The 14,508-nt window shown below is 70.0% G+C and carries 11 protein-coding genes; 9 read left to right on the top strand and 2 right to left on the bottom strand.

The window, feature by feature from the left end; translation table 11 throughout:
- Positions 1–38 precede the first annotated feature (38 nt).
- The gene (locus ACQP2E_RS27070) at positions 39–935 is read left to right on the top strand and encodes an N-acetyltransferase family protein (RefSeq protein ID WP_433825762.1); all 897 of its coding nucleotides are present in this window, start codon (positions 39–41) and stop codon (positions 933–935) included.
- Between the two features lie 95 nt (positions 936–1,030).
- Positions 1,031–1,540: a pyruvoyl-dependent arginine decarboxylase gene (locus ACQP2E_RS27075; protein ID WP_111647441.1), complete on the top strand. Its 510-nt coding sequence runs from the start codon at positions 1,031–1,033 to the stop codon at positions 1,538–1,540.
- A 390-nt stretch (positions 1,541–1,930) separates the two neighbouring features.
- On the opposite strand, the gene ACQP2E_RS27080 is transcribed toward ACQP2E_RS27075, so the two are convergent.
- Both ACQP2E_RS27080 and ACQP2E_RS27085 read right to left on the bottom strand, forming a co-directional pair.
- Positions 1,931–4,651, bottom strand: a complete 2,721-nt coding sequence (locus ACQP2E_RS27080) for a S8 family serine peptidase (protein ID WP_433825763.1) — start codon at positions 4,649–4,651, stop codon at positions 1,931–1,933.
- Positions 4,652–4,912: 261 nt separating this feature from the next.
- Positions 4,913–5,929: a lipid II:glycine glycyltransferase FemX gene (locus ACQP2E_RS27085; protein ID WP_433825764.1), complete on the bottom strand. Its 1,017-nt coding sequence runs from the start codon at positions 5,927–5,929 to the stop codon at positions 4,913–4,915.
- Positions 5,930–6,164: 235 nt separating this feature from the next.
- On the opposite strand from ACQP2E_RS27085, the gene ACQP2E_RS27090 reads away from it, so the two are divergent.
- The 7 genes from ACQP2E_RS27090 to ACQP2E_RS27120 are packed head-to-tail and all read left to right on the top strand — an operon-like array spanning position 6,165 to position 14,492.
- Positions 6,165–6,935 carry a polysaccharide deacetylase family protein gene (locus ACQP2E_RS27090; RefSeq protein WP_433825765.1) on the top strand — a complete coding sequence of 257 codons (771 nt, stop codon included), beginning with the start codon at positions 6,165–6,167 and terminating at the stop codon, positions 6,933–6,935.
- Positions 6,928–8,052 carry a DegT/DnrJ/EryC1/StrS family aminotransferase gene (locus tag ACQP2E_RS27095; protein ID WP_433825766.1) on the top strand — a complete coding sequence of 375 codons (1,125 nt, stop codon included), beginning with the start codon at positions 6,928–6,930 and terminating at the stop codon, positions 8,050–8,052. The genes ACQP2E_RS27090 and ACQP2E_RS27095 overlap by 8 nt, the downstream gene beginning before the upstream one ends.
- A 2-nt stretch (positions 8,053–8,054) precedes the next feature.
- Entirely contained in the window at positions 8,055–9,290 is a 1,236-nt protein-coding gene (locus ACQP2E_RS27100; RefSeq protein WP_433825767.1) for a glycosyltransferase family 4 protein, read from the top strand.
- Between the two features lie 19 nt (positions 9,291–9,309).
- On the top strand, positions 9,310–10,860 hold the full coding sequence (locus ACQP2E_RS27105) for a polysaccharide biosynthesis tyrosine autokinase (RefSeq protein ID WP_433825768.1): 1,551 nt from the start codon (positions 9,310–9,312) through the stop codon (positions 10,858–10,860).
- Positions 10,853–12,124, top strand: a complete 1,272-nt coding sequence (locus ACQP2E_RS27110; protein WP_433825769.1) for a lipopolysaccharide biosynthesis protein — start codon at positions 10,853–10,855, stop codon at positions 12,122–12,124. Before ACQP2E_RS27105 ends, ACQP2E_RS27110 begins: the two co-directional genes overlap by 8 nt.
- The gene (locus ACQP2E_RS27115) at positions 12,121–13,347 is read left to right on the top strand and encodes an O-antigen ligase family protein (RefSeq protein ID WP_433825770.1); all 1,227 of its coding nucleotides are present in this window, start codon (positions 12,121–12,123) and stop codon (positions 13,345–13,347) included. The genes ACQP2E_RS27110 and ACQP2E_RS27115 overlap by 4 nt, the downstream gene beginning before the upstream one ends.
- Positions 13,344–14,492: a hypothetical protein gene (locus ACQP2E_RS27120; RefSeq protein ID WP_433825771.1), complete on the top strand. Its 1,149-nt coding sequence runs from the start codon at positions 13,344–13,346 to the stop codon at positions 14,490–14,492. Before ACQP2E_RS27115 ends, ACQP2E_RS27120 begins: the two co-directional genes overlap by 4 nt.
- Positions 14,493–14,508 lie beyond the last annotated feature (16 nt).

Genomic DNA, 14,508 nt, shown 5'->3' on the forward strand with positions numbered 1-14,508 from the left:
ATCCGAAATGTCCGACAGTGGCAGTTGAGGAGCACGGCATGCGGGTCACCGTCGAAACGGTGCTGTCGACGGCCGACGTCGGCCAGTTCCATCCGGCCTACGAAGCGGGCTTCGACGCGCCGCGTACCCGAGCCGCGGCCCGCCACCTGCTGACCGAGGACGAGTTCAACACCGAGATGACCGACCCACGCATCAAGAAGTCGGATAAATCGGAAATGACGGCGGCGACTCTCGCTGAACGCCCGGACCTCGCCGCCCAGGTCCCCGGCCTGCTGGAATCCCGCTGGCCCGCCTTCCTCCTGGCCGGCCGAGCCGCCCACGGCATCAACCTGCCCGAGCTCCTGCTCTCCCACCCCGGACACCAGGTCCTGCTGATCAACGGCGACAACGACCTGATCGGCGCAGCCCTCTCCGTACCGCTGCCCGGTGAGGCGTACCCCACCGGCTGGGACGGCGCGATCCGCGCGGCCGCCGACAACACCGAGGGCCGTACCGACCAGGTCTGTGCCCTGTCCATCACCGTCGCACCCGAAGCAACCCGGAAAGGCCTGGCAGGCCGCCTGGTCCAAGCGCTCAAGCAGTCCGCGACACAGGCAGGCGCCCGCCGCCTGATCCTCCCGGTACGCCCCACCCGCAAAGCCGACTACCCGCTCACCACGATGCCGGCGTACCTGAACTGGCGCACCGAGCACGGCGAGATGTTCGACCCCTGGCTGCGCCTGCACGCCCGGCACGGCGCCGAACTGGTCGGCATCACCGACCCGGCGACGACCTTCACCGGCACTGTCGCCGAGTGGGAGAAGTGGCTGGACATGCCGCTGCCCCAGTCCGGCGAGTACGTGATCCCCGGCGGCCTGGCCCCGCTGACGGTCAACCTGGCCGCGGACGAGGGCGTCTACACCGAGTCCGGCGTCTGGATGCGTTACCGCCTTTAAATCGCCACCGGCAAAAGCTTCAGTCCGCGCGCCCCCGGCCGACAAATAGTCGCGAGAGACAGTCACAGTGCGACTCGAGAGGCCGGTACCTAAACGTGCGTAGCTCCGCGGTGTACGACCAGATCCCCGTAGTCAAGGTCACCGGCCAGGGTTCGACGACCTTGTCCGCGTTCCACGACGCGCTGGTCAACGCCGACCTTGCTGTCTACAACCTGGTGCGGCTCTCCAGCGTGATCCCGCCCGGCACGTCGGTCGACGCGACCGGCAAGGCCCCGGTCCCGGTCGGCGCGTGGGGCGACAAGCTCTACTGCGTCTACGCCGACCAGTACGCCACCCTCCCCGGCGAGCAGGCCTGGGCCGGCATCGGCTGGGTGCAGCGCCTGGACGGCAAGGGCGGCCTGTTCGTCGAGCACGAGGGCACCAGCGAGGGATACGTCACCCAGGCGATCAAGGACAGCCTGCGTGACCTGATCCGCGGCCACGAGGAGGGTTTCACCGACCCCGACTTCGTCGTGCACGGCGTGGTCTGCGAGAGCGACCCGGTCTGCGCCATGGTCATCGCCCCCTACGAGACCGCCACCTGGGCCGGCAACCCCGCCAACTAGAACTAAGACCTTAAAGTACGCACATCGGGCTTCCCAACCGCATCAGCCGCCACCCCATGGCTCGAGGCGACTGACGCCCCTCCCGCCGGCGCGACCCGCCGCCGGCCCCGGCGTCCCCGCACGCCGGCTGCGGCCGCTGCCGCCCGAACACCCCCAGGGCAGTGATGTGGCCCAGCCGGGGCGAACGTGAGCCGATGGGCATACCCAAGAAAAGCGTGACAGACCCGCTCAGCCTCTCGGCGGATGAGGCCGGCGGTGTCGAGGGGCCGCGCGCCCGGTTGGCGGACCGGGCGCGCGGCGGCTTTTCTGTGGCCGGCTCTCAGCGAGCGGCCTGTCAGTGCCCGGGCGTCAGTGCGCGGGCGTCAGTGCGCGGGCTTCAGTGCGCGGGCGTCAGTGGGCGCCGAAGGTGTCGTGGGTGATGTAAACACCCGTCGGCGGGGTCACTGTTGTCCGATTAGCACCATTTTCCCAGGTGATCGTGCCGTCCGGGTTCTTGATCAGGTATTTGAACTCGACAGGGGTGTTCGGGGGCAGGCTGACGCCGCCGGACCAGACCGGATAGGTCGCGGCGGACAGTGGCACCGCGCGTGCCGGATCCCATTCGCCCAGTTCAGCGACGTTGCCGGCGACGAAGATCTGCTGCCCCCAGACGGTCTCGCCGGTGACGTTGAACGTGGCCGCGATCCGCCCGGCCGCAGCCCGGAAACTCACCCCGCCGCCCTCGGTGACCGAGGCGGTGTTCCAGGCGTAGGTGAGACCGTCGTCCCCGGCCGCGTTCTCGATGCCGATCGTGGCGCTGATCCCGGTGGCCCGCGTCCCCGCGAGACCCTGATAGCGATAGGTGACGGCGCCGTCGCGATGCAGGATCGCGCTCACCGAGATCCGCTGCGTGGCGTCCTCGCCGTAGAAGCGGGCGTTGCGCCACTCCACCACGAACGTGTCCGCGTCCGAGGCCACGTAGACACCGGCCTGGTCGTCGATGAACAGGTCGTCCCAGAACGGGTAGAGCGCGTCGTTGGGCGTGGCCGCGGACGGCAGCCCGGTGTTCGCGTACGCGGTCTGCGCGCTCCCGAAGGCGATCAGCCCGTTGGTGCTCACGAAGACCCGGTCGTGGCTGACGCCGTAGGACGACGCCGCGAACGGCAGGCTCACCTCGGCCGCGTTGTCGTCACCGGTCAGATCCAGTCGTTCGCTGCCCGCCCGGTACTCCTCCCCGGCCGGGCCGCAGCGGTGCCCGAACCGGTCCGTCCTCGCGTCCAGGCCGATGTCCACGGTGGTGTCCCCGCGCAGATCGAGATCCCGGGCGGCTGCCGCGAAACATCCGGTTCCCGGGTCGACCGTGAGCCGGTAGCTGCCGAGTGGCGCCGCGAACCGGTATACGCCGTCCGCACCGCTCACGACCGAGACCGGTGTGCCGTCGAGGGAGACCCTGGCACCGGCCACCGGCGACCCGCCGGCGCTGACCGTGCCTGCCACGACGGCTGAGCTGCTCGTCGTGAGCTGAACGTTCTCGGTCAGCGTGCCACCGTCCACGATCCGCACGTCACGCGAAACGGTGTCGTAGCCGAACGCGCTCACCCGCAGCCGGTAATCCCCGGCGACCACCCGGCCGAACCGGTAGGCGCCCGCGTCGTCGCTGCTCACGCTGCGCCCGCCGAGCGAGACAGAAGCGCCCGGAACCGGCACCCCGCCCGAGGTCACGACCCCGCCCAGACTCCCGGCGGGGCTCACCGCGAGGGTGACCGCCGCGTAGGCGTCGAGCCGCCCCTGACCGAAAACGTTGTTGTCACCGGCGGTGCCGCCGCACGAGGTGTCGTCGGCGTCACCGGCCGTCTCGTCGAGGATCTCCCTGGTCGTGGCGATGTCGCGGCGCAGCTGCGGCGCGGCCGCCCAGATCAGCGCGACGGTCGCGGCCGTGTGCGGCGACGCCATCGACGTGCCGCTGTAGGAGGCGTAGGAACCGTCCGGCACGCTGGAGCGCACGTCCACCCCGGGCGCCGCGATGTCCGGTTTGATGGTGCCGTCCTGCCCCGAACCCCGGCTGGAGAAGCTCGCGATCGCGCCGTTCACGTCGAACGCGCCGGAGGCGTACGTGGCCGTGTAGGAGCCGGGGGTGCCGGCCGTGGCGCAGCCGGGTCCGGCGTTGCCGTTGGAGAACGCCGGGAAGATGCCGGCGGCGGTCCAGGCGCGGACCACGTCGGAGTACCACGGGTCGAATCCGGCCGCGCCGCCCCACGAGTTGTTGACGATGTCCGGGGCCTGGTCGGGCCGGGGGTTCTGGCCGTTGGCGTCGGTCGGGGCGAGGATCCACTGGCCGGCCGCGAGCAGCGACGCCGCCGAGCAGGAGTTGGTCTCGCAGCCCTTCGCGGCGATCCAGGTCGCGCCGGGTGCCACGCCGATGCCGCCGGATCCGGCCATCGTGCCCATCGTGTGGGTGCCGTGCCCGTTGTTGTCGCAGGGTGTGGTGCCGGGGCAGGTGTGCGACGGGTCGTACCAGTTGTAGTCGTGCTGGTAGGTGCCGTCGGCCTGCCTGCCGCGGTAGTTCGCCGCGAGCGCCGGGTGGTCGAACTGGACGCCGGTGTCGATGTTCGCGATCACGATGCCGGCGCCGCGGTCGTCGCGGTCGGCCCAGACCCGCGGCGCGCCGATCCGGTCGACGTTCCACTCGACGGCGTCGACGGCGGCCTGGACCGCGCCTTGTGCCGGGGCGGGCAGGATGATCGGGTCGTCCGGCAGGATCGCCTTGACCTCGGGCCGGGCGGCGATCGCCGCGGCGAGGCCGGCGTCACCGGTCACCTTGATCGTGTTGGCGATCCAGAACGGCGTGAAGGCGGCCTTCTTGCTGGTCAGCAGGGTGCGCAGGCCCTTCTGGCTGCGGTCGGCGCCGGCCCGGGCGGTCCGGTAGACGTCGCCGGCCGGACGAGCGTCCACGTCGGTCCGGTCGCGCAGCATCACCCAGAAGCTGGTCTTTCCGTCGTCGAACTCGGCCTGCAGCGAGGGTGAGATCTTGGTGTCGGTCGGTCGCGGCTCGGCCGCGTGGGCCGGAGCGGCGATGGCGACGGCGGCGGCGGACAGCGCCGCCACCAGCCATCGTGTTGCGTGCAACGTCATTGCGTCTCCCCAGATGGCAATGCGGAGATCCGGGCGAGACCCGGATCGGTGCGCATGGCCGGCCGGTCCCATGCACGGGACCGAACGCTATTGACGCAGCCCTATGAATGCAAGAACTTTCATAACTTGCAGCTTGTTTCTAGCTCATAGCGGACTCATGAAACCCCAGCTAGAGACATGATCGTCAGCAACGCGCGGTACGAATGCTGATAACGATGGCACACCCTGTTTCCGCAAGAAGTTGCCGATGTTTCAGGCATTTCACGAATCGGATCGAACCCCGGCCAGCCGCGCGGCCGTCCGCTGCTTCAGCGCGAACCCCTGTTTGGCCGCGTCGCGCAGCCGGGCAACGAGCGGCGAGCGGGACCGCCGCGCCCACGGCACCGGAACCTCGACGGTGCCGTACTTGGTCTTGTACGCGTTCCCGCCCACGAAGTCGAACTCGGTCGCCTCACGGGCCTTGGCCCAGCGCAGCGCGTGCCAGATCAGCGTCTCGTTGGGCCGCAGATGCTGATGCTCGCGGTAACTCGCGCCGCCCCAGAAGTACATCGTGCGGTGGTACCACGGCAGCACCGCGGTGGCGATCGACCGGCCTTCCGGATCGCGCGCGCGTAGCAGCAGGATCCGCCCGGCCGGTTCCAGATGACGGATCAACGACTTAACTCTTTCCACCGAATAGGTGGGAACCAGATTCTGCTTGGCGAATACGTCCCGTAATTGATCGTAGAATTCTTCGGCGAATGCGGGATCGCCGTGCACCTCTTCGATCGTGACACCGGACTTGGCGGCCTTGCGGATGTTGCGCCGGCACGCGCTGGCCATCGCACCGAACAGCGCGTCCTCGTCCGGATTCAAGTCGATCACCGCGGTCGGCGCGGCGTCCCACTGGAACCCGAGGCCACCGAGCTCGTCCTCGGTCAGGCCCCGGTCGCGGATCTCCAGGTGCGCGCATCCGAGATCGTCGAAGGCGAACGGGATCAACGCCTTCATGGCGGCCCGCCGCGACACCCCCGGCCGCAGGCTGAAGCCCTGGTACGACGTGGTCCAGCCGGCCATCGGGCTGCCCAGGATCCGCAGGCCGTACTTCTTGGTGACCAGCCCGGTGAAGTGGCCCATCAGCGCGCCGTCGTCGTGCACCGTGGCGAGCACCGGCTCGGCGCCCTGACACTCGGCGACGAACGCCAGCCACTCGGGAGTGTGGAAGATCAGCCGGTCGTGGTACGTGGCCCGGTCGCTCAGGAGCGCCGCAGCCGGTTCCACCCGTCGCAGTCGAAGCATGGTTTCGGTATCCCCGATCAAAAATAGGCGCCGCGGTCGGATGGTGCCCACCCTCGCACCTATTCCACAATGACCCGTTCGGACCAATTCCCATTCACGTGAATAATACTCGCGTTCCTTATGACAATTGCTACTGCCGTTGCCCGTACGCATTTGCCATCGTGGGTGAAGAGCCGCGGGGCGCACAGCGTCGTGGCCCTTCGTGGTCGAGACCAAACGAGGCCAAAGGGGGACCATGCACCCGCCCACGGCGCTGAAGAAGCGTCTGAACGAGCTCGGGCTGCGGAGCCGGCTGCGGGCGCATCCCCGGGCCCAGGGCCGGATCCTGGCGCCCGCCGGACTCCTTCGCCGCCTGCCCAGCGCACCGGGCCTCTACTTCCCGTTCTACCACGACGTCCTCCCGGCGTACGCCGGTGACCTGCGCCGCCATCTGCGCACCCTGAAACAGCACGGCCCGATGATCGCGTGGGACGAGGCCCTCGCCGTGCTGGCCGGCGACAAACCGCTGACCGGCCCGATGTTCTGCCTCTCCTTCGACGACGCGCACCTGAGCTGGCGCGACGTGGCCGCCCCGATCCTGCTGGAGATGAAGGTCCCGGCGATGTTCTTCCTGACCTCCGGCATGGTCGGCCAGCAGGGCAACCTGACCTGGTCGGACTGCCGGCAGCTGTCGGCGGCCGGGTTCCAGTTCGGATCGCACACGGTGACCCACCACCGCCTCGCCGACCAGGACGACGAGGCAGCGGCCCGGGAGATCCGCGACTCGAAACGGGAGATCGAGGACGAGCTCGGCATCGAGGTCACCGACTTCGCCGCCCCGTACGGACATCCCGCCGTCGATTTCCGCGAGCGTGACGTCCGTGTGGCGCGCGACGCGGGTTACCGCAGTTTCGCCACGACGCTGCGCCCGGCCATGCATCCGGGCGATTCGCCGATGTGGATCCGACGCCAGGGCCTGCACCCCGCCTGGCCGATCATGGCGGTGAGGACCCGGGTTCATGACTGACGCGCGCATCTTCCTCTCTCCACCGGACGTCAGCGACCTGGAGCGCAAGCTGCTGCTCAAGGCGTTCGACTCGAACTGGGTGGCCCCGGTCGGCCCCGACCTGGACGCCTTCGAGGACCAGGTCGCCGAGCTGGTCGGCGTGCGGCACGCGGTCGCGTTGAGCAGCGGCACCGCGGCGCTGCACCTGGCCCTGATCGCGGCCGGGGTGCGGCGCGGCGACACCGTTCTGGTGCCGTCGTTCACGTTCGCCGCCAGTGCCAACGCGGTGATGTACCTGGGCGCCCGCCCGGTCTTCGTGGACAGCACCCCGGACAGCTGGAACGTCGACCCCGATCTGATCGCCGACGAGCTGGCGTCCCGGGCGGAGCGCGGCCAGCTGCCCCGCGCGGTGATCGCCGTGGACATGTACGGCCAGTGCGCCGACTACGAACCACTGCTGACCGCCTGCGACAGGTACGGCGTCCCGCTCATCGAGGACTCCGCCGAGGCGCTCGGCGCGACGTACCAGGGCCGGGCCGCCGGCTCGTTCGGGCTGGCCGGTGTCCTGTCGTTCAACGGCAACAAGATCATCACCACCGGTGGCGGCGGGATGCTGGTCACCGACGACGGCCGGATCGCCAAGCAGGCCCGGCACCTCGCCACCCAGGCCCGCGAGCCGGTGGCGCACTACGAGCACCGCAGCGTCGGCTACAACTACCGGCTCAGCAACCTGCTCGCCGCCGTCGGCCGGGGGCAGGTGCAGCGCCTCGACCAGATGATCGCCGCCCGGCGCGCGACGTTCCAGTTCTACCGGCAGGCGCTCGGCGACCTGCCCGGCATGACGTTCATGCCGATCGCCGATTACGGGACACCGAACTACTGGCTCACCTGCCTGCTGGTCGACGAGGGCCGCGACCGGATCATCGCCGAGCTGGCCCGGCACGACATCGAGGCCCGGCCCGCGTGGAAACCGATGCACCTGCAGCCGGTCTTCCAGGACTGCGTGATGCGTGGTGGCGGCGTCAGCGCCGACCTGTTCCATCGCGGGCTCTGCCTGCCCAGCGGTTCCGCGCTCACCGCGCGCGACCGGGAGCGCGTCGCCGACGTGGTCCGCTCGACAAGCAAACGGGGTGGCTGAGGGTGCACATCGTCTACATCCACCAGTACTACTGCAATCCGCGGATGGCCGGCGGCATCCGCTCGTACGAGCAGGCGCGCCGGCTGGTCGCCCGGGGCCACACCGTCGACGTGATCACCACGGACATCACGCCGGGCGACCGGGAGCTGGGCTGGAAGGTGACCGAGGACGACGGGGTGCGGGTGCACTGGTTCCGGATCCCGTACTCGAACAACATGTCCTATGCCCGGCGGCTGCGCGCCTTCGCCGAGTTCATGGTGCTCGCGGCGGCGCGAGCCGCCCGGCTGAAAGCCGATCTGGTCTTCGCCACCAGCACGCCGCTGACCGTTGCCGTGCCCGGGGTGATCGCCGCGAAACTGCGCCGGGTGCCGTTCGTCTTCGAGGTCCGCGACCTGTGGCCGGAGGTGCCGATCGAGATGGGCGCGCTGCGCAACCCGGTGGCCCGCGGCCTGGCCGGCGCCCTGGCGAACTTCGCGTACCGCAACGCGTCCGAGGTCATCGCCCTGTCCCCCGGGATGGCCGCCGGCGTCACCGCGCGCCGGCCGAAGACCCGTACCACGGTCATCCCGAACGCCGCCGACCTCGATCTGTTCCAGGTCTCGGAGGAGGCGGTGAAAACCTTCCGGGCCCGGCACGACTGGCTCGGCGACCGCCCGCTGCTGGTCTACACGGGTGCTCTCGGCGCGGTGAACGGCGTGGACTACATCGTGCGCGCCGCCTCCCGGATGGTCGAGATCGATCCGGACATCCGGGTGCTGATCGTCGGGCACGGCAAGGAGTGGGAGCCGACCAAGGAGCTGGCCGCCGACCACGGCCTGCTCGGCAACGTCGTGCACATGTGGGAGAAGGTGCCGAAATCCGAGCTCCCGGTGATCCTCGGCGCGGCCACCATGTCGACAAGTTTCGTACGCCCGATCCGCGGGCTCTGGGACAACTCGGCGAACAAGTTCTTCGACGCGCTGGCGGCGTCGCGGCCGATCGCCATCAACTACGGCGGCTGGCAGGCCGACCTGCTGCGCGAGACCGGCGCCGGGCTGGTGCTCGACCCGGTGAACACCGAGGAGGCGGCGTCGCAGCTGGTGCGGCACCTGCGCGACGAGTCATGGCTGAAACGGGCGCGGGGGGCCGCGCACCAGCTGGCCGTCGAGCGGTTCTCCCGGGACCTGCTCTTCGACCGTTTCGAGGAAGTACTCCACCGGTCGGCGGCGAAACGTCCGGTCCTCTCCGAGCAGTCCTGACGAAGCGGGGGAAGTCAGCGTGGAACTGCGTGCGTACATCAGGGCCTGCCGGCGTCGATGGCTCTGGCTGCTGGTGCCGGTGCTCGTCGCGATCGGTGTCGCGGCGGGCCTGACGCTGACCGGACCGCCCGTCCACAAGTCCACCATGATCGTTTTCGTGACCGGCGGGAACGGTGACCCGGATGCCGACGCCCGCCGGCTGAACTCCTACATCGCGCTGCTGACCGGTCCGCGAGTGGCCAACGGCGTGGTCGACCGGCTCGGCCCGGACGTGACCGCCGATCAGGTGCAGAAGAGCCTGTCCGCGCAGGTCAAGGAGGGCACCGACCTGCTGCAGATCTCGGCGACCGACACCGAGGCCGAGAGCAGCCGGCAGATCGTCACCACGGCCGCGTCGGTGCTGGTCAGTCTGGCCCGGCAGATCGGCACCACCGGTGACAGCGACGCGCCGGCGCCGGCCATCTCGATCGTGCAGGACGCGGTCACCGTCGAGGAGCCGACAAACATGCTGCGCAACGCGGGTTTCGCCGCCGTGCTCGGCCTGCTGATCGGGGCGATCGCGGTGGCGATCCGGGAGGCGACCGCGAAGACGGTGGCCGAGGAGGACGACCTGCGCCGGCTCGGGCTCGGCACGGTCGGGATCATCTCGCTCGGTAATCGGCGTACCGGCGATCCGGACCAGGCCCTGGCCGAGGCGTTCCGGCGGCTGCGCAGCCTGCTCCCGGAGTTCGCCGACGCGAACAAGACCGCCGGACGCGGCCGTTCGGTGCTGCTCACCGGCTCCAGCCGCCGGGAGGGCACCACCGCGGTGACCTGCGGGCTGGCGATCGCGATGGCCGAGACCGGCGCCCGGGTCGCGGTGGTCGACGCCAACCTGCGTACGCCCGGACTCGGCCGATACCTCGACCTGGAGTCGTCCCGCGGGCTGGCCGAGGTGCTCACCGGCGACGCCAAGATGCCCGACGTGCTGCAGACCTCGCTCGGCGGCCGGGTGACCGTGCTGCCGTCCGGAGAGAACGTGCCCGACCCCGGCGAGATCCTCGCGTCGCCGCGGCTGGGCGCCACCATGCGTACCCTCACCGAACGTTTCGACATCGTGCTCGTCGACTCCCCCGCGCTGCACGGTGTCGCCGACGCCGCGGTGCTCAGCCAGGTCACCGACAGCGCGCTGCTGGTGGTCCGGGCGAACCGCACCCGCGCCGCCGAGGTGGAGAAGTCGATGGACCTGCTCCAGCGGGTCGGCGCGCGGGTCTCCGGCGCGGTGCTCAACGCGCTGCCCCGCAAGCTGCCGACCGGCAAGGACTGGCACGAGGTGGTCGCCGAGGTGCAGCCCGGCCCGGACCGCGCCGGCCTGGACAACATCGGTCTTCTTCCCGACCCGGTGACCCCGACCTGGCACCGGATGGAGGACACGTTCGTCTCGCTGCCGCCGGTCGGCCCGGCCCGGGGCCGGGCCAGCGTGGTGCAGGCCGCCATCGAACCCGAGGTGCCCGCCCAGCGAGAACCGGAGAAGCCGGACGAGGAGAACCAGGAAGAGGACCAGAAAGAGGAGCAGCAGAAAGGTGAGTGAGCTGCAGCTACGACAGACCCCGAGCAAACGCGGCGACCCGTTCCCCTGGCTGCTGCGCATGCTGCGGGAGCCGTACATCCAGCTGCTCGCCTCGCAGGTGCTCACCGGGGTGGTCGCGCTGGCCGCGAACATCCTGATGGTCCGCTCGCTCACCCCCACCCACCGCGGCGAGGTCGCCCTGATGCTGCAGGTGGTCTACCTCGCCACCCAGGTGCTGCTGCTCGGCACCGAACGCAGCTTCGTGGCCAGTTATCACAACGTCTCGCCGGCGCCGGCGGTCCGCGCGTACGCGCGCCTGCTGGCCGTACCCGCTCTGCTGTTCCTCGGCGGCGCGGTGCTCTACGCGCTGGTCGCGCCGCAGCGGTACACCCCGGGCGCGCTGATCATCGGGATGCTCGCCTGGTACGCGCTGATCGAGGCGGCCGGGCTGGCCACCCGGTCGATCGCGATCGCGGTGGGCCGGGTCCGTGACTTCCTGTTCTGCCGGGTCATCGAGGCGGTGCTGCTGCTCGGCGGGCTGGTCGTGCTCTACGTGGCCGGCGCCGCGCACCCGGAGACGTGGTTCCTCGCCTACCTGGTGGCCGGGGCCGCGCCGACCATCGTGTACCTGGTGATCTGGCTGCGGCTGCCGGTCCTGGACACCGACAGCCCGATCACCGCGGCGCAGAACCGCCTGGTCCGGCGCGAGGGCCTGTCGCTGTTCCCGGCGGCGCTGTCGAACATGGCGATGCTGCGGGTGGACCGGCTGGTCATCCCGGCGCTCGCCTCGACGGCGGCGCTGGGCCTCTACGCCTCGGTCGCCACGATGACCGAGCTGCTGGCGTGGCCGCTGCGCGCGTACGCCGACTCGCGCCTGGGCCGCTGGCGTGCCTCCTACCGGGACGGCACCCTGCAAGCCAAGAAGATCGTGGTGGCCGCCGCCGTCTACGTGCTGGTGGTGGTCCCGTTCGCGGCCGGCGGGCTGTACCTGCTGATCGAGCCGCTGTTCGGCCACCACTACGCGCCGGCAAAGGTGATCGTGCTGCCGCTGGTGGTCGCGGCAGGCCTCTACGCGGTGTCCCGGGTCAGCCTGGGCCTGCTGATCGCCAAGGGCCACGGCGGTCTCGTCTCAGCCGCCGAGATCACCGGTTTCGTGGTCAGCTTCACGGCGTACGTCCTGCTCATCCCCAAAATCGGCATCCTCGGCGCGGCCTGGGGCTCGCTGCTCGGTTACGGCGCCTGCCTGATCTTCGCGCTCATCGCCAGCCGGGTCGTCAAGAAGTGACCAAGCGGGCCTTCTTCGCCCCAGGACTGGTACTGGTCCTGGTGACGATCGGCGGCCGATACACCCTCGACCGGGCCGGTTTCCTCGAACTGGCCTGGGTGGACCTGCGCGTCATCGGCCTGATCATCGCGCTGGTCCTGCTCGCCGTCGACCTGGCCCGCCGCCCCGCGTTGCAGCAAGCGCCGACCCGCCGGGAAGGCTGGCTGCTCGTCGCGGTCCTCTTCTTCCTCTTCCAGATCGGCTCGGCGCTCTGGGCGCCTCCCGCGTCGCGGATCGGCCCGCAAACCCTCGACCTGGTCCTTCTCGGCGTCCTGGTCCTGGCTTTCTATGGGTACGCGGTAAGCGACCCCGAACCGGTCATCCGCACCACGTTCGTGCTGATGTTCGGCGCCGCGATCGTGTTCGCCCTGCAGGCCCTGCTGATCAGCGGGCCGGGCGAGCAGGGCCGGTACTCCGCGTTCGGCGGCGGCCCGAACGTCTTCGTCCGCATCCAGCTGCTCGGTGTGATCGCCGCGGTGGCGTTGTACCTGTTCACCGGCAAGCTGCTGCCGTTGCTGGTGACCCCGTTGTTCCTGCTCGCCGCGGTGCTCTCCGGTTCCCGGGCCGGTCTGCTGGCCGGCGCCGCGGTCGGCGGTTACGCGCTGCTCAAGGTGCGCCGCCGGCTGAAAGCCGGTCCGATCGCCGCGGCCGTGGTGTTCCTGCTCGTGGTGGTCGGCGCGCTGTGGGTGTTCTCGCCGCCGGAGTTCACCAGCCTGTTCCAGGAGCGGTTCGTCGAGCAGACCGTCCAGGAGCAATACCTGTCGGACCGCACGTCGATCTGGGCAGCCGCCTGGAACCTGTTCCTGACCCATCCGATCGTCGGCGCCGGCCTGGACGGCTTCTTCGGTGAGATCGGCGTGAACCAGATGGTCGAGTACCCGCACAACTACCTGCTCGCCGTCGCCGCCGAGGATGGCCTGGCCGGTCTGGCGCTGCTGACCACCTCGATCGTGCTCTGGACCCGTCTGGTCCACCGGGGCGGCGCCCGTCCTCAGCTGACCGGCCTCTGCGTCTCCGCTGCCGTGTTCGTGGCGCTGAGCAGCCTGTTCTCCGGCGACTACTACGACTCCCGGCTCGCCTGGATCTTCGCGGCGCTCGCCGCCGCGGCCGCCCTGCCCCATGCCGGGACCCCGTCCCGCGAAGTTGTACCGGTCATGAGAGACCGAGAGCCGGTGCCCCGATGAGATCCCTGAACAGGCGCAACCTCCTCCTGCTGGGCGCCGGTGTCCTGGCCGCGGCCGGAACCGCGGCGGCGCACACGGCGGTCAGCGACAACGACGTGCCGGAGATCCGTGACCCGATGCCGGCGGCGGCCCCGTCGAAACAGGACCGGCTGAAGGTGAAACCGGTGTCGCACTGGACCGCCGTATTCCAGAAGAGCTGGGACTACCAGTACCAGCACGGCCTGCCGCTGAGCCGGTCCACCGACAGCCGCGACCACTACGACCTCTCCTACGACGTGGACTCCTGCGTGGCCATGTTCCGGGCCACCGACCAGCGTCGATACCTCGACCGGGCGCTGACCTTCACGGAGAACGTGGTGGCGTCGGCGAAACCGTCGGCGGCGCTGCCGAAGAGCGGCTTCTCCGATCGGTACCGGGGCTGGGCGTCGAGCAAGTCCGGTGAGCACGGCGACGAGGTGCCGCTCTACGAGAGTTACTTCTGGCGCTACGCCACCACGCTGCTCACCACGATGCGCGAGAACCCGGGTGTCTTCGCCGACGCCGGTTACCGGGCGCGCTACGACAGGCTGCTGGCCTTCGCCGAGGTGGACATCTTCGAGAAGTGGTACTCCCGGGGCGCCGACGACACGATCTACCGGGAGCGCACGCACATGGCGGCGCACTGGGCGCTGATCGCGCTGAACCTGTCCCGGCTCACCGGTGACGCCGGGCGCAAATCCCGGTACGCCACGGTGGCGGACACGATCGCGACCCGGCTGCGGGGACAGCTGCGCCGCAATCCGGCCGACGCGCGGGCCTATTTCTGGAGCGATGTCTGGGAGTCGGCGAAACGACCGGGTCAGGACGTCGGCCACGGCAACGGCGTCATGGCGTACATCGTGGAAGCGCGCGACCGCGGCAGTTTCTGGACCGACGCGGACATGGCGGCTTTCGCCGCCCTGCTGGTCGGCGTGGCCTGGCCCGGCGGGACGACCTATCGCGCTTTCGTCGACGGCACCGGCAGCGACAACGGCTGGTTCGCGGACGGCTGGGTGAAGCTGGGCCGCTACGACCCGGCCGTGCAACTGCGGCTGGAGAAACACCAGGTGGTGAACGATCAGTTCGCCGCGAACATGGCGCTCAACGCCCGCTTGCTGCGCGGCTGAGACGCGGAAGGAGACA

This window comes from Actinoplanes sp. CA-015351 (assembly GCF_050955685.1).
Lineage (GTDB): Bacteria > Actinomycetota > Actinomycetes > Mycobacteriales > Micromonosporaceae > Actinoplanes.